At 35.3% G+C, this 16898-nt stretch carries 11 protein-coding genes and 1 pseudogene; 6 read left to right on the top strand and 6 right to left on the bottom strand.

What is annotated here, in order from left to right:
- Positions 1-324 precede the first annotated feature (324 nt).
- Positions 325-2004 carry a M3 family oligoendopeptidase gene (locus T501_RS09565; RefSeq protein WP_044914524.1) on the top strand — a complete coding sequence of 560 codons (1680 nt, stop codon included), beginning with the start codon at positions 325-327 and terminating at the stop codon, positions 2002-2004.
- Positions 2005-2118: 114 nt separating this feature from the next.
- Here T501_RS09565 and T501_RS09570 read toward each other — a convergent pair whose 3' ends face one another.
- The 3 genes from T501_RS09570 to T501_RS09580 all read right to left on the bottom strand — a co-directional run bounded on the left by T501_RS09570 (position 2119) and on the right by T501_RS09580 (position 7234).
- The gene (locus tag T501_RS09570) at positions 2119-2634 is read right to left on the bottom strand and encodes a helix-turn-helix domain-containing protein (protein ID WP_026511840.1); all 516 of its coding nucleotides are present in this window, start codon (positions 2632-2634) and stop codon (positions 2119-2121) included.
- Positions 2635-2695: 61 nt separating this feature from the next.
- Positions 2696-4549, bottom strand: coding sequence for a substrate-binding and GGDEF domain-containing protein (locus T501_RS09575; protein ID WP_044914525.1), 1854 nt, complete (start codon positions 4547-4549; stop codon positions 2696-2698).
- 240 nt (positions 4550-4789) lie between these two features.
- The gene (locus tag T501_RS09580) at positions 4790-7234 is read right to left on the bottom strand and encodes a ribonucleoside triphosphate reductase (RefSeq protein WP_044914526.1); all 2445 of its coding nucleotides are present in this window, start codon (positions 7232-7234) and stop codon (positions 4790-4792) included.
- 212 nt (positions 7235-7446) lie between these two features.
- Between T501_RS09580 and T501_RS09585 the strand changes: the two genes are divergently transcribed.
- From T501_RS09585 to T501_RS09595, 3 genes are read left to right on the top strand one after another with little or no spacing between them, the layout of a single operon-like run.
- Positions 7447-10347 carry a glycosyl hydrolase 115 family protein gene (locus T501_RS09585; RefSeq protein ID WP_044914527.1) on the top strand — a complete coding sequence of 967 codons (2901 nt, stop codon included), beginning with the start codon at positions 7447-7449 and terminating at the stop codon, positions 10345-10347.
- A gap of 41 nt (positions 10348-10388) precedes the next feature.
- On the top strand, positions 10389-12158 hold the full coding sequence (locus T501_RS09590; RefSeq protein ID WP_044914529.1) for a sensor domain-containing diguanylate cyclase: 1770 nt from the start codon (positions 10389-10391) through the stop codon (positions 12156-12158).
- Positions 12159-12186: 28 nt separating this feature from the next.
- Positions 12187-12828: a phosphatase PAP2 family protein gene (locus tag T501_RS09595; protein WP_026511836.1), complete on the top strand. Its 642-nt coding sequence runs from the start codon at positions 12187-12189 to the stop codon at positions 12826-12828.
- A 56-nt stretch (positions 12829-12884) separates the two neighbouring features.
- On the opposite strand, the gene T501_RS09600 is transcribed toward T501_RS09595, so the two are convergent.
- Positions 12885-13694, bottom strand: coding sequence for an alpha/beta hydrolase (locus tag T501_RS09600; protein WP_044914531.1), 810 nt, complete (start codon positions 13692-13694; stop codon positions 12885-12887).
- Positions 13695-13830: 136 nt separating this feature from the next.
- Here T501_RS09600 and manA point away from each other — a divergent pair, with 136 nt between their 5' ends.
- Positions 13831-14775, top strand: a complete 945-nt coding sequence (manA, locus tag T501_RS09605; protein WP_044914532.1) for a mannose-6-phosphate isomerase, class I — start codon at positions 13831-13833, stop codon at positions 14773-14775.
- Between the two features lie 73 nt (positions 14776-14848).
- Here manA and T501_RS09610 read toward each other — a convergent pair whose 3' ends face one another.
- Complete coding sequence (locus T501_RS09610) at positions 14849-15091, bottom strand: hypothetical protein (protein ID WP_049945943.1); 243 nt, start codon at positions 15089-15091, stop codon at positions 14849-14851.
- Positions 15092-15211: 120 nt separating this feature from the next.
- Between T501_RS09610 and T501_RS09615 the strand changes: the two genes are divergently transcribed.
- A complete protein-coding gene (locus T501_RS09615) occupies positions 15212-16495 on the top strand; it encodes a CapA family protein (protein ID WP_044914534.1) in 1284 nt (427 codons plus the stop codon).
- A gap of 208 nt (positions 16496-16703) precedes the next feature.
- Here T501_RS09615 and T501_RS22125 read toward each other — a convergent pair.
- Positions 16704-16898: pseudogene (locus T501_RS22125) on the bottom strand (IS110 family transposase); the annotation flags it as partial.

The raw sequence follows: 16898 nt of genomic DNA on the forward strand, positions 1-16898 counted from the left end.
AATTTATAATTGTGTAGAAAAACATGAATATAGTGAAATATGTTGAATATAAATTATTCATGAATATATAAAATATATACTAAAATTGAAATATAATAATTGTTGTCAGTTAATATTTGAAGTAAATACATCAAGTTATATGTATAGACATTTATCACGACATCATGTTATATAAATTTAGGTTATAAAAATTTTATAAACAATTTGATTTTTCTAAAGAAAAAAGTAAAATAAATGATGATATTAACAAGGTTTCGTGCAAAGTTATGTAAGTAACGAAATATTTGTTTTAATAAATACTAGTAGAAAGATGAGGAAATATATATGAAATTTTCTGAAATGCCATATAAACACATCGAGATTGATGATGTAAAAGCTTTTTTTGAAAAGCTTATTGATGATAGTAAAAAGGCAAGCAGTGGAGAAGAGCAATTTGAGTTACATAAGAAATATTATGATTATTTAAGTGAATTGCAGACCATGATACGAATTGCAGGATTCCGTCATGATGTAAATACTACTGAAGAGTTTTATGCCAAAGAAAAGGACTATATCGATGAGATAGATCCAATAATTTCCCAATACAAGAATGAATATCAAAAGGTATTGTATAAATCCCCTTATAGAGCGTATCTGGAAGAAAAAATCGGTAAAGTTGCTTTTAAAAATATGGAGCTTAACTTTGCTTCTATTGACGAAAAAATACTTCCACTGATGCAAGAAGAAAATGCTCTGATCAATAAATATGACAAAATTATCGCTTCAGCAAAGATTCCATTTAATGGAGAGGAATATAATATTTCTTTGCTTAGAAAACACCTGACTGGAAATGACAGGGAAACAAGAAAACAGGCGTGGAAGGCCCTTTCAGACTATTTTATGAGTGTTACTGATGATATAGACAATATTTATGATAAGCTTGTGAAAAATCGTACAGAACAGGCTAAAATGCTAGGGTATGATAATTATATTGAGCTTGGATATAATCGTATGATGCGAAATTCATACAGAAGAGAGCAGGTAGAAAGCTTTAGAAGCCAGGTTAAACAATCATTTGTGCCTCTTGTTACCAAAATACAGGAAAAACGTAAGCAGGAATTAGGGCTGTCAGATCTTAAATATTTCGATAACGAGGTTTATTTTAAAAACGGTAATCCTGAGCCTATCGGGACACCTGAGGAAATCATGAAAGCCGGACAGGAAATGTACAGAGAACTGTCACCTGAAACTGCAGAATTTATTGATGTAATGATTGAGAATGAGCTTTTTGATGTTCTTGGTAGAAAGAACAAGAAGCAGGGTGGATATATGGACTATCTGCCGTTATATAAAGTTCCTTTCATTTTTGCTAATTTTAATGGAACAAGCGGTGATATCGATGTTGTGACACATGAATGCGGACATGCATTTCAGGGTTATATAACAAGGAATGATGAGATAATTGAGCATAATGATATAACAATGGAGACAGCCGAGATTCATTCAATGTCCATGGAATATTTTACATATAAATGGATGGATAAGTTCTTTGGTGACAGAGCAGATGATTATTATAAGATGCATCTGGAGGATTCTATAACATTTATTCCGTATGGATGTATGGTAGATGAATTCCAGCATATAGTATATGAGAAGCCTGAAATGACACCTGCTGAACGTAAAGAGGTGTGGAAAAATCTTGAGAAAACATATAGACCATGGCTTGATTTTGATGGAGATGCTTTCTTTGATGAAGGCGGTTTCTGGCAAAAGCAGGGACACATCTTCTGGAGCCCGTTCTATTATATAGATTATGTTCTTGCCAGTGTAATAGCAATGCAGTTCAAAGTCTGGATGGATAATGATTTTTCTGATGCATGGGAACATTATTTAAAGCTTTGCAAAATATCTGCAAGCGAGTTTTATGAGGAAATGCTTAGTGATGTGGGATTAAAGAGCCCATTTAAGCAAGGAACGATAAAAGAACTGGCTGATAATATGGCAAAAAAAGTTGATATAGAATAATCAATAAAAGCTCCACAAGGTTTGTAACATTCTAATTGCTATTTAAAATAACAAATGCACCAGATCGTTTAAATACGAATCTGGTGCATTATTTACATAATATAAAATCGCGAATTATTTTTTAGAGGCTAATAGTGCATCTAATTTGTCTTTATTGATCTGACCATTTGCAACTGTATTTGCAACCCATATCTTAAGAGATTCCACAGTTTGATCTATCATTGAAAGCTGCTTCTGAATGTTGACAAAATCAGGCAATTCATCATCTGAAATTATACCGTCTGCAGTAATATCGATTAATCTGTTACGCTGCTCGTCAAGAGAATTAAGGGATGAGAGCATAGCAAGAACTATCTCAGATAAAGTTGATTCCTTTGCGACAGGAACTGAATCCTGACCAATTCTACATTCATGTGTGCAGTAGTAATTACATAAATCAGGTCTTTTATAGGCCTCTGCCATAGCAACAACATCTTCAGGTTGAATAGAAGTTTTCTCTGATTCAATTTTTTCAAGTCGACTTTCGCTTATGAAACCGATTTTTTCACTGGCCTGTGCTCGTGTTAAACCGGCAATCTCCCTGCTTTCGAAGTAAATATTCTTGTTTTCTTTAATAGACTTTTTCCCCATTTTTTCCTCCAAATATTTCTCATGACATAGTAACATACATTTTATCAGCTGTTAATGATTATCAGAAGATTCCTTCATTGTTTTTTTTCATTTTATACATTTGTTGGTCAGCTAAAACGATTATCTGATCCAGGTTTAAATCTTTTGTAAGAATGGTAGTATACGTACCAATGCTGACAGATACGTTATATCCCAATTTTCTACTTTCTTCTTTTAAAGTATTTTGAATATTGTGGATGATTTCAGCATTATTGCTTAGTCCGGATATTAAGGCAAGCATTTCATCTCCACCAAATCTGACCAATAATGTGTTTTCCGGACAGGCATCTTTTAATGCTCTGGCAGCTGTAGAAATCGCTTTGTCACCCTCTGTGTGACCATAGGAATCATTTATTATTTTTAGTTTGTCCAAATCCTGCATTATAATCGTAAGTGGCTTTCCTACAGCACCCGGAATGGATTTTAATTCATCAAATGCAGATTGAAACGCAAGCCGGTTAAAAAAGCCTGTTAATGCATCATTTTTATACATTTCCTGGACCTTATTCATTAGGAAATGCTGATACTGTAAGTTTACATATCCACCTATTCCCATGCTTATAGCATCTGTAATGCTGGGTGTTTTGGTGTATTCAACTATGTCATATTTCTCGAATGAATAACAAATAAAACCGATTGGCTTATTCATGTAGTCCATGCAATTAAATATAAGTGGATAGCCTTTATTCAATATTTCATCCAGGTTTGGTATGATTTTAGAATTATCGTAAGGCGTGATTTTATCTTCTTCAGAATAAGAATTATATACAATACTAAAGTTGGTATCGTTTATATCGTCAAGGAAGAAGTTTTTATCATGAGAAAAACATGCATTATTTATTATACAGCACATATTTTGCGTAAGAGAAGTTCTTATTGACGAAACGCATAATTCCTCAGCTTTTGCTGAAAATAATTTTGTTGTAATATCATGTAATACACGAATATCATCCTGATACCTGTAAAAACGATCATTTAATTTGGTTACTATGCTATTCTTATATGTTATGTTTTTGGGACATCCACATGATTCGTTTTGTATGAATTTAGGAGTAACATAGTAGTTTTTGGGGTCGGTATTGTTTTCAAGATATCGTAGGGCTTTGCATACTGTCTCAGACAAATCCACATTGTCACATGATGCCGTAGTGATACCTGGATGAAAAATAAATGCTTCTTCTAAACCATCAAAGCCAGAAACTATCACGTCATCCGGAACACTAAGTCCTGATGATATTAGAACATCACATACATTAATAGCCATTATATCGTTTGCACATATAATAGCATCTGGTATTGTTTCTCTTTTTAGCAATTCGCGTGTTGCCTGACGGCTGGGATCAGCCCAGAAGTCTCCATAGCTTATCATACTGTCATTAAAAGTTCTGCCGTTCTCATGTAGAACCTTTTTAAATACCTCAATTCTTTCATCTGAAAACTTATTATCCTTATATCCGGCCATAAAATGAGGATTTTTAACTTTATGGTGTTCAATAATATGTCGTACGACTTTTTCGAAACCTTCTGAATAAGCAAAGTGAATTTGTGTCGTACCTTCGTAGGAACCATCTATTATTATTGCAGGAACAGAATGCTTTTGGGCATTTGCGATTATTCGCTTAGCTACGTCGGTACTCTTGATTTTCTCATCCATAATTATTACTGCTTCGATTTTGTCATATGGAATAAGATCAAATACATAAGTTTCATTATGAACATCGTTATCAACCCAATATAAATCACTATTGAGAGCGTAGATGAATAATCTGTAATTGATCGATTTTAATGCCTTTCCAAGAGATTCTATAAAACCGAAATTCTGCGTATCATAAATTCTTGAAGTGCATAAAGCTATTATTTTTTTACCATTGATCATATTTTAGTTCCTTCAAATTAAATAAGCAGGCATTACAAAAGGATTTTGCTAGCTTAAATTGATTTATCAGCCTTACATATAATGATAGCACTTAAAGAGATCTTTGTGTTGTCATAATTATTGCCTTAATTGTGGATATATTTAAATTTAAATTTATAAACTCTGGCTACAAAAAAGGACCCCGGAATGAAGTCCGAAGTCCTTACGGGTTAACTGATATTTATGATATTTGGGAAACTGTTAAATCTTAGTATAGTTTGCTTCAGCTAGCCATTCTTTTATGTTAGAAACGCCAGCATAAGCTTGATATTCATTATTATCTGCAACAACCAATGTAGGTGCTTGCATGATACCATATTTTTCAACTAATAAAGCATTTTCATCTGCATCCAGTTGAGTATAAGCTATACCTGCTTTATTGAGTATTGAGCTGGCAATTTTGCAATTCGGACAAGTTTTTGTCTTAAAAAGAAGAACTGTATATCGATTATCCGATTTTGTTTTAATTAGGTTTTTTTGCAGCTCCGAAGCAGTTTTTACTGTTGTTTCCATTGCCGGTGACTGAATAGAGTTGTGTAAAGTATCATTGTGATTTGATTTATCATGCTGCATAGATGAAAGCTTTATGTTGTAAACCTGTCTATCCTTATATTCTTGAGCTTTTCCATCGTTCCAGTTTGCAACCGGACGATAATATCCGGTTATTCTGCTATATACTTCAGTTTTCTTTCCACAATGAGGACATGTAATCTGTTCTCCGGATAAATAACCATGTTCCTTACAAACTGAATAGGTCGGAGACATTGTATAATAAGGTAATTTATAGTTTTCTGCAATTTTACGTACCAAATTAGCGGCAGCTTTCCAATCAGGTAGTTTTTCTCCAAGAAATGCATGGAAAACCGTTCCTGAAGTGTAAAGAGTCTGAAGCTCATCCTGAATATCCAAAGCTGAGAATATGTCATCTGTATAACCAACCGGAAGATGAGAGGAATTGGTATAGTAAGGAGTTCCATTCATATTGGCAGTTATTATATCTGGATAAAGTTCTTTATCATGTTTGGCAAAACGATATGTTGTTGACTCTGCGGGAGTTGCCTCCAGGTTATAAAGATCACCATATTTTTCCTGATAATCAGATAAACGGTCTCTCATGTGAGTTAATACTTCTTTTGTGAAGTTTTGGACTGTAATATCTGTCATATCAGCCCTAAGCCACTTTGCATTCAGACCAACCTCATTCATACCTATAAGACCTATAGTTGAAAAATGATTGTCAAATGAACCAAGATAGCGCTTTGTGTAAGGATATAATCCCTGATCCAAAAGTTTACTTATGACCTGACGCTTGGTATTGAGACTTCTTGCAGCAATATCCATTAAATGATCAAGCTTACTGTAGAAATCTTTTTCATCTTCAGCAAGATATGCAATACGTGGCATATTTATAGTTACAACACCTATAGACCCTGTGGATTCGCCTGAACCAAAGAATCCGCCTGATTTTTTTCTAAGCTCACGGAGATCCAGACGCAATCTGCAGCACATTGATCGTACGTCACTGGGTTCCATATCTGAGTTAATATAATTTGAAAAGTAAGGGGTACCGTACTTTGCTGTCATTTCGAAAAGTAACTTATTATTTTCGGTCTCGTCCCAATTAAAATCGCTGGTTATTGAATATGTTGGAATAGGATATTGGAAACCTCTTCCATTTGCATCACCTTCAATCATGATTTCTATGAATGCTTTGTTTACCATATCCATTTCATGCTGACATTCACCATATGTAAAATCAAGTTCCTTACCGCCTACAATGGCGTTGAGATTCTTGAGATCCGCAGGAACTGTCCAATCAAGGGTAATATTGGAGAAAGGTGCCTGAGTTCCCCATCTGCTTGGCGTATTGACACCATAAACGAATGATTGGATGCACTGTTTTACCTCATCCTGTGAAAGGTTATCTACTTTGACAAATGGAGCAAGGTATGTATCAAAGGATGAAAATGCCTGTGCTCCTGCCCATTCATTTTGCATAATGCCGAGGAAATTAACCATCTGGTTACATAATGTAGAGAGATGATTAGCCGGTGCAGATGTGATTTTTCCGGGTATTCCGCCTAAGCCTTCCTGTATGAGCTGTTTCAGGCTCCAACCTGCGCAATAACCTGAAAGCATAGCAAGATCATGGATATGTATAGCAGCACTTCTGTGAGCCTTGGCAATTTCATCATCATATACCTCTGAAAGCCAGTAATTGGCTGTTATAGCGCCGGAATTTGAAAGAATAAGCCCACCTATAGAATATGTTACGGTTGAGTTTTCTTTAACACGCCAGTCATTGATTTTTAGGTAATCATTTACCAGATCTTTGTAGTTCAGCAAAGCAGAATTTACGTTACGTACCTTTTCACGCTGTTTTCTGTACAGAATATAAGTTTTTGCAACATCAGAATAGCCCGACTCCGATAATACTTTTTCTACGCTATCCTGAATCTGCTCGACTGTTATTTTATTATTTGAGATTTTTGCTTCGAAATCTGAAGCTACTCGAAGAGATACAAGGTCAATTACACTTGTATGATAAGGTTTTTCAAGAGCCTCGAAGGCCTTGATAATTGCAGCAGAGATCTTAGAAATGTCAAATTTCGCAATACTTCCATCACGTTTTACAACTTCATACATAGAAATACCCCCCAAAAAACGTTGTTTCACCCATAACAATAAATTAGCACAGATGAATATTTATTTCAATATATAGACAACAAATGTTTTTTAAATACTATATATTGTATGCCGGCTATCTGTATAAATAACCATAATAGAGCAATATGTAGAGAGAATAAGGAATATTCTTATTATAAAATAAGTTCTAAGTCAGTAGTTTTGGAGGAAAAATGATGAATGAGTTTAGTCTGATAGCAGATAATAGTAATGTAAATATTTTGATAGAAGATAGTAGTTTTGAGGGAGTTAAACTTATTGGAGATACCATTAGCAAGGATATAGTCGAAGTTACGGATATAATGCCTGCTATTATATCTGATCTTGAAAATTGTGAAGGAAAAAGTGTAGTTATAATAGCGACTATCGGCAGAAGCAGAATTCTTTCAGATTTGGAACAATCAGGTAAGCTTTCTCTGAAAGACATTGAAAAAAAGCGTGAAGTATTCATGCTTCAGATTGTAGATAAACCCTTTGATGGAAAATATGCTGCTATTGAAAAAGCCCTGGTTATTGCAGGAAGCGATAAACGAGGAACAATATATGGAATGTTCCATTTTACGGAACTTCTGGGAGTATCCCCGCTAATCTACTTTGGCGACGTTAAGCCAAAAAAGGATACCAATCCTGTTATCAAACTTGATGGAGTTTATATTTCAAAAGAGCCTTCAGTGGAGTATAGAGGCTTTTTTATAAATGATGAGTGGCCTGCGTTTGGAAACTGGGCAACTGAGCAGTTTGGAGGAATTAACTCCCAAGCGTATCGGAAAATATTTGAGCTTCTGCTCAGGCTTAAAGGAAACTATATGTGGCCGGCTATGTGGAATTCATCATTTTCAGAGGATGGTCCGGATCTTTCCAATGCAGTTTTAGCGGATAAACTCGGTGTAATCATGGGTACTTCACATCATGAACCCTTATGCCGGGCCGGCATTGAATGGCAAAATAAATATAGGGAATATGGTAATGATTCTACCTGGAGTTTTATTTCGAATGAAAAAGCAATAACAAAATTTTGGGAAGATGGATTAAACAGGAATAAAGATTTTGAAAATATAATAACGATTGGTATGAGAGGAGAGGCTGATTCTAAGCTTCTTCCAGAAGATTCAACACTTAAGGATAATATAGATGTTCTTAAAAGAGTTATCAAAGTACAGAATCAGATAATTGATAAGTATATGGAAGGTGGTACTGATAATTCTCCCAGGATGCTCGCTATATATAAAGAGGTAGAGGATTATTACTACGGGGATTCTACCTGTGAAGGACTTAAGGATTGGGATGAACTTTCAGATGTTATTTTTTTGTTAAGTGATGATAATCATGGCAATCTCAGAAATCTTCCGACAGATGAGGAGCGTGATCATCCGGGTGGATATGGAATGTATTACCATTTTGACTATCACGGTGCACCAATCAGTTACGAGTGGACAAATTGTAACAGGCTCACTAAGACTTGGGAACAAATGTCATTTGCGTACGAATCCGGTGTAAGAAAAATGTGGATTGTAAATGTAGGTGATTTGAAAGAGATGGAATATCCTCTTAGCTATTTCATGGAGCTCGCCTATGACTATGAGAAATGGGGAGCAAAGGCACCGAATAAAACGGATTTGTTCTTAAAACTTTGGATAGAAAAGCAATTTGGTAATTATACTACCGATGAACAAAGAGAGAAAATTTTCAAGGTCATTGAAGGTTATACAAAGTGGAATGCTGCCAGAACTCCGGAGACGATGAATGAGAATATTTATCATCCCATAAACTACAGGGAATGTGACAGGGTGATGGAAAGTGCCGCTAAAATATTGCAACTGGCTGACGAATTAAAGGATGAATTGAGGGATGAAGCCTTGCTGGCATATAAGAGCATGATTTATTATCCGGCTGCGGCATCACTTAATCTTGTGATTGCCTGGTGTGAAACAGCAATAAATCATGAATATGCTAAAAGGGGTTATATATACGCCAATACTCTGGCAGAAGATATAAAGCGAAGGATTGAAGCAGATAAGATATATGTAAAGGAATTTCACAACTTTAATAATAAAAAATGGAACCATTGCTTAAGTTCAGCGCATACTGGATTCAAAACCTGGGATGACAGAGACTGGTCATATCCTGTTGTATATACTGTTTCACCTATCTCAGCAGCCAAGGCAGCTGTAAGCTTTAGAGGAAGTAAACGGGTTCATTTGGGTGCATATTGGCAGGATATGGCAGCTCTAGTAAATGATGAATTATTAAATTCTGACTGTTCTGAAATATTGCTTGATATAGACAGTAAGGGAGATACAAGCTTTAATTATAAAATAACATGCGATCTAAAATGGCTTATTTTCAGCTCTAAAGAGGGAAGAGTTGATGTAACTGATACAGGGCGCAAAACTATTAAAATCAGTATTGATAGAAATCTGATAGAAGGCATAGAAAAGGCAAATGCAAGAGTGGATATATCTTTTGAGAATGGACAGACAACATACGTAGATCTGGAGATTAGTGCAACAGGTAAATTCGCTAAAGCTACGGATTCTAAAGAATTTAGTGAAAGAAATGGCTTTATATGTATAAGTGCAAAGGACTTTGCAGAAAAGAATGAAATGGAAGATAGTAGTTTTGAGGTAATAAATTATCTTGGAAGGGAAAACTCTGCTTTAAGGGTATTGCCTTTTGGAAAAAGATTTACAAGTCCGGATAGAGCACCATATTTAAAATATAATGTATCTGTAATGGAAGAAGGCCAACACACACTTATTTTATACCTGCTTACAAGAAATCCCTGCAATAGAGGCGGACAGATCAAATTTTTCATCAGAACAGATAAATCTGAGCCAGTCGAAGTAAGCTCTGTTTCGGACAAATATTACACCGAATGGCAGGATGAAGACTGGGCTCAAGGGGTTTTAACCGGTGGAAGGACAGTTAATTTGGATATTAATTTGAATAAAGGAGATAATTGCATTTATATATATGCTTCGGATCCGGAATTTATATTAGAAAAACTTGTTTTAATAAAAAAAGGAACTGAACTAAAAAAGAGCTATTTCGGTCCTGCTCCTTTTGGAATATAATATAATTTGATGCTTTTTGATTCATTAAGAGGAATAGGATATTGAAACAGTTAAACTACGAACTTACAGCTATATCAGATGTTCATGATGCTTTAAACGAAGTATACGTGTATACTAATAAAAATCCATATAAGTCTCTTTTGTTTCATCTTTATACCATAAAATTTACAAAAGATGAGATTGCAAAAGTTCAGGAAGAGATACTAGAAATGTATTCTGATGCAAAAGTCGCCGGGACAAGTTCCAACGGTGATATTTGTGATGGACATCTGGCTGAATATGGTCTGGTTATGTCTGTTTCAATATTTGAGAGTACTGATATTAGTGTTTATTTTTATGAATGTGCTTCAGGCGAAGAGGAGCAGATAGGGCTAAGCATTTGCAATACGATAAATGAAACAGATAAAATCAAAGCAGCAGAAATACTTTTAACATTAAAAACCATTAATAGTACAAAGGTTTTATCTGAAGTAGAGAAATGCAAAAGAAATGTTAAAATTTTTGGTGGCGGCAGTGCAGGGGCTAATATTGAAGAGACAAGAACAAGCGTAATCAGTGAGAGAAAGATTAGTCACTCAGGCGTTATACTGATTACATATTCCGGAGACGATATTCATGTTGACATACATCATGCAATAGGTTGGAAGTCTCTTGGGAAGGAATTGGTAGTTACAAAGATTGAAGATAAAAGATTATATGAGCTTGATAATGTTCCTGCAGGAAAAATCTATAGTAAATATCTTGATATACAGGCTGATGATGATTTCTTCGCCAATATGCTTGAATTCCCGTTGATATCAAAGCAGCATGGGTATGAGGTACTACGTCTTCCTTTTTCATGTGACACCAAGGATGATTCGATTATACTGGCAGGAGATGTCAAGCAGGGGACAGTGGTTAGCTTGTCATATGGAGATCCTGATGTAATTAAAGCTGATGTTGAAGATTTAATCTGGAATGTACGAAGCTTTGCTCCGCAGGCTATTTTCTTATATTCATGTGGAGTAAGAAGGCTTTATTGGAAATATCTTATAAACAAGGAGACTGGACCATTTAGTTTAATCGCTCCTGTTAGTGGTTTTTATTCCAGTGGGGAAATAATGAGAATGGGTGACTATATAATCGAACATCATGTTACCCTTATTGCAATTGCTATGCGTGAAGGCGGACAAGCTCTTGCGCAACCGACCGGAATAGGAGATAAAGAGATAGAAATTCCGGAAGAACAGAAAATGCATGGGCAGCTTTCTATGGTCAGAAGGCTGGCAAACTTTATAAATGTAACATCAGCAGAGCTTAGAGCTGCAAATGATGAGCTTCGTGAAATGGCAGATACGGATATTCTTACCGGATTGTATAATAGAAGAATGCTTCAGAGGGTGGTAAAAAGTAAGCTTGAGTATTCTGCTAAATACAAAATAAATGTAATAATGGGAATTATCGATATTGATGATTTCAAAAATGTCAATGATACTTATGGGCATGCCTGTGGCGATAATGTCTTAAAACAGGTTGCGGCTGTTTTGCGAGAAGAAATTGAAGTTATAAATGGTGGAATTTGTGGACGCTGGGGAGGCGAAGAATTCCTGTTTATGCTTTCTAATATTGAAATTAAGGAAGCATTGAGATATGTTGATTTAATCAGGTCTAAAATTGCCTGTTCAAGATTTGAGGACATTGATAAAATTACAATCAGCACGGGTATTACAGAGTATCAAAGGACAGACAGTGTAGACTCTGCTTTTAAACGAGCTGACGCAGCACTTTATGAAGCTAAGAATAAAGGGAAAAATTGTACAATCGTACATTAAAATTCTAATGGGAGTGATTAATTAAAGTATGAAAAAAAGATATTTTATTGTTTCAGGATTATTTGCCGTGTTATTTTTTGTCTGGATTTTTTTGATTAAGACATATGATGTAGCACAGATTGGCCCAATGGGGACATCCATAGGATTCTCGCATTTGAACAGCACAGTTCATGATCTGTTTGGAATAAACATCATTTGGTATAAAATAACAGAAGTTCTTGGAATTCTGGCTCTTATGGTGTGTGCTGCTTTTGCTCTTCTTGGATTAGTTCAATTAGTTAAGCGTAAGAAAATCAGTGAAGTTGATACAATAATTCTGCAGTTAGGCGGATTATATGTAATCGTCATAGCCATTTATGCAATTTTTGAAAAAGTCATCATTAATTACAGACCAATTATAATGCCGGACGCAACTGAGCCCGAAGCATCTTTTCCTTCTTCACATACAATGCTCATTTGTGTTGTTATGGCCAGTACAATTCTTGCTCTTGGAAAATATATCAAGGATAAAAGAATTGCTGAAATTATCAGATTTATATGTATTATGATAATGGCAGTTACTGTAGTTGGCAGATTGGTTTGCGGAGTTCACTGGTTCACAGACATTATTGGCGGAATCATCATAAGCATTGCTTTAATCGTTGCCTTTATGGGCATAACAGAATCTTAAGATAATTAGTAGTATCAATATGATAGTGTCTTGTCTGAATGACAATTTGATAGTAATTATCTGGTAATCCAGTCAGCTATAATATCAGCTGTCTGGATTATTTGTTCATAATTCGAAATTTCCGGAGATCCGTCCTTATTTTGTATGCCGTAACTGCCAAAGTAAGAGTGAATACCGCCATCGATTATGTGTTCTTCAGAATCAGATGGCCAATTTTTCTTACTTTCATTATATTTACTCATATCCAAAACTTTATCATTTGATCCATATAGTGATAACAGCCTAAGCTCTGTATTGGATAAATCTGCAGTTGGATAAGATGCACACAGGATAATACCGCGATAATCCGGTTGAGGAGCATTGGTCTGATCATCAGATTTGTTTTTATCTTCAGCCAAAGTGTTTTTTATATATGCACATGCTGCGACACCACCCAATGAGTGACCGGCAAGATACCAGTCAAGATCAGAAGTTTCTGAAATATAGTCCTGATACCCGGATGTGAGTCTATTAACTGCATCTATTCTCAGAAGAGCCAGATTCTCAGGCATTTTGGGGAGTAGACATATAAAACCCCTGGCAGCAAGCTCGTACATCAGACCGTTATAAGAAGAATATTCAACTTTGCCTCCTGGATAAAAAACTATTACTGCTTTTATATCCTTGTTTTCGGGAATAAACACAGTACCATTTTTATCAGAATAGGAGTGTACACTACCGGAAAGAAGATTTTCGATATTATCAATAATACCGATATCTGCCCGATAATATTGAGTTGTATATATTTTAAAAGCTATAGCCAAAACAATTAAGATGGAAATGATGACGACTATGCTTCGTTTGATAATATTACCTGCTTTTTTCAATTTATCATGCCTTCTTAATATTTATATTCATCGACAGTATATCATAAGTAGGGAGTATTTAATAATTTTATTGGTATATTAGGGCACTTTGATGTAATATCTATAGAAAATAAGTATTTAGTGGAGGAAAAAGGAAATGGCATTATTGAAGCTGGTTGCGCCTGTCAAAGACTATCTGTGGGGAGGCGACAGACTGGTAAAAGAATTTGGTAAAAAGGCAATTGGAGCAGTTACTGCTGAAAGCTGGGAGTTATCCTGCTTTCCCGGTAGTGAATCTATTATTGAAAATGGAGAATATTCCGGAAAAAAAATAACGGACTATATATCTGATAAGGGGAATATGGTTTTAGGTACGAATTGCCAGAAATTTGAAGATTTTCCGGTGCTCATTAAATTGATTGATGCTAAAAAAGATTTATCCATACAGGTGCATCCATCAGATGATTATGCAAGAATTCATGAAAATCAATATGGTAAAACAGAAATGTGGTACATCATTGATGCAGAAGAAGATGCATTTTTATATTATGGATTTAAAAGAGATGTTACGAAAGAGGAGTTTGCCAGAAGAATTGAAGATGAAACACTGACTGAAGTACTGAATGCTTATCCTGTTAAAAAGGGTGATATTATATTTATAGAGTCAGGTACTCTTCATGCTATAGGGGCCGGAATATTGTTGGCAGAAATACAGCAAAACTCAAACGTAACTTACAGAGTTTATGACTATGGAAGAAGAGATAAGGACGGTAATTTGAGAGAGCTGCATGTTGATAAGGCTCTGGATGTAACCGATTTATCAGCTGTTAAGAAGGTTAGCCGACCTGAACCACATATTGGAGAATGTAAATATTTTACAGTAGATAAGGTTAACCTTACCGGGAATATTACAGATACAATCAAAGGAACCGTTGGAGAAGAATCATTCCTCCATATTTTGATCCTTGAGGGACAAGGAACTATAAAGAATGATGGGGAAGAAATGACATACTCTAAGGGTGACAGTTTCTTTCTTCCGTCAGGAAGCGGTGATTACTCCCTTTCCGGCAGTCTTGAAGCACTACTTACATATGAAAAATGATCAAGTAATTATGATGCATAAAAACATGCCCTCTTTACCTAAAAACCAGTAAAGAGGGCACATTTAATATGTTTTATTGTGAAACACCATTCATTGACATTAATGTCTTAAATGTTTCAATATCATTCTGAGTTATTCTAATATTACACTGCTTCTCAACACCGTCAGGAGTGGTAACTTTCATGTCGATTATGGTTCCTACCTCCATCGAGCTTTCTTTTACAGCCTGGAAAAAGGGAAATACACGAGGGTGATCCAGTCTGAATGTATTAAATCTTTGCTGTAGCTCCATAATAGCCTTAGGGTTAAAATTCATGATTAATCGCTCCTTTATAAACTTCTGTTTTTATATTCTACATTATTATTTTTTTTTTACAATTGGTAAAAACAATAAAAAAGATATAATATCATATGGTTTTGATGTATTATACATGATATGAAAAAAAGAAATTATGTAATTTATAGTCTATGCATGCTGCTAATGCTTGCGGGATGTACGAGCAGGCAGGATGTAAATAAATCAGAACAAAAGAATGATTTAGAGTCCTCTCCGAAGAAAGAAGTTGTAATAAAGAATGATAATCCGCCGGATCAGCCAGTAAAGGAGAAGGAGGAAGCGCCTTCTATTACAAACGACAATACAGTACCTGATGAAGATGACAGTGAAGTTGTTGATGTGATTATGGTAGGAGACATTCTATTGCATATGCCTGTAGAGGACGCAGCCAGAGATGAGGATGGAAAATATGATTTTGACTTTGTTTTTGCTAATTTGAAGGAAGAAATCAGTAACGCAGATATAGCAATTGCTAATCAGGAAGTCATAATTGGCGGTGAAGAGCTTGGTATTTCAGGATATCCTTCTTTTAATGCACCTGTTGAAATAGCAGACTCATTGGTTGAAGCAGGCTTTGACGTAATCTGTCATGCTACAAATCATGCGCTGGATAAAGGTAAACGAGGTATACTTAATACTTGTGAGTATTGGGACAGTGAATATCCGGAAATTACCGTACTTGGAATAAATAAAGACGAGAATGAGTATAAAAACGTCAATATCATTGAAAAAAATGGTATTAAAATTGCTTTATTAAATTATACATACGGAACAAATGGCATTCAGCAGCCATCTGATATGCCATATGCGGTTGATATGCTTGATGAGGAAAAAGTTGCAAAAGATCTGGAATATGCAGAAGAAAACGCAGATTTCACAATTGTGTGTCCTCATTGGGGGACTGAGTATAATCTTGAAATTGATGCTTATCAAGAGAAATGGAGCGAATTTTTTCGAGAAAAAGGTGCTGATCTTGTAATTGGAGCCCATCCGCATGTAATAGAGCCTGTAATGTTTATGGAAGATGGTATTGAAGGCAATACCAATAATCATGGAAATGGCGATATGCTGATATATTATTCCCTTGGCAATTTTGTTAATTGGACATCCGGTAAGGGAAGTGGAGTCGCCAATCGAATGCTTGGTGGAATGGCTAAAGTAACAATTGAAAAGAAAGAAGGAGAAGCAATCATCAAGGATTACGGAATAAGAGCACTTGTATGTCATGTAGAAAGCGGCCATGAAAGAGTTACCGTATATCCGTTAAATGAGTATACAGATGAGCTTGCATCGAGAAATGAAATAGTACATCAGGATCCTGATTTTTCCAAGGAATACCTTAAAAAATTGTGCCAGGATGTTTGGTACAATAATTGGGAATAGCAATAACTAAAATAGTGACCAATTATATTGAGCGTGCTATAATGATTTTTAATTAATTTTAAGTCCAGCGGTGTGATGTCAAGTAAAGAAAAATAAAAAATCTTTTATTTTTTGACATTTTTCACGAAAAGAAAAAACGACCACCTAAGCCCTGTCGACCATATTTTTAAATGAGCAGGGCGTACTCATCAGCAAGTAGGTGATACTACTATGCTGGACGATATAGACGATTGTCTTTCAGCAGTCGAAAGACTAATCGCACAAGTTTACGAGCAGTTAATGCGAGTGCACGTTTGTGTTGGTATCTGTTCACCTCTTTGTACTTGAGGTGATAGAAGTCGCTGTATTCTTTGTCGCATCTTACAAGAGATAATGCTGCTTCACACAGATAATACTTTAAAAA

Origin of the sequence: Butyrivibrio sp. WCE2006, from assembly GCF_000701985.1 — a bacterium.
GTDB lineage: Bacteria > Bacillota > Clostridia > Lachnospirales > Lachnospiraceae > Butyrivibrio.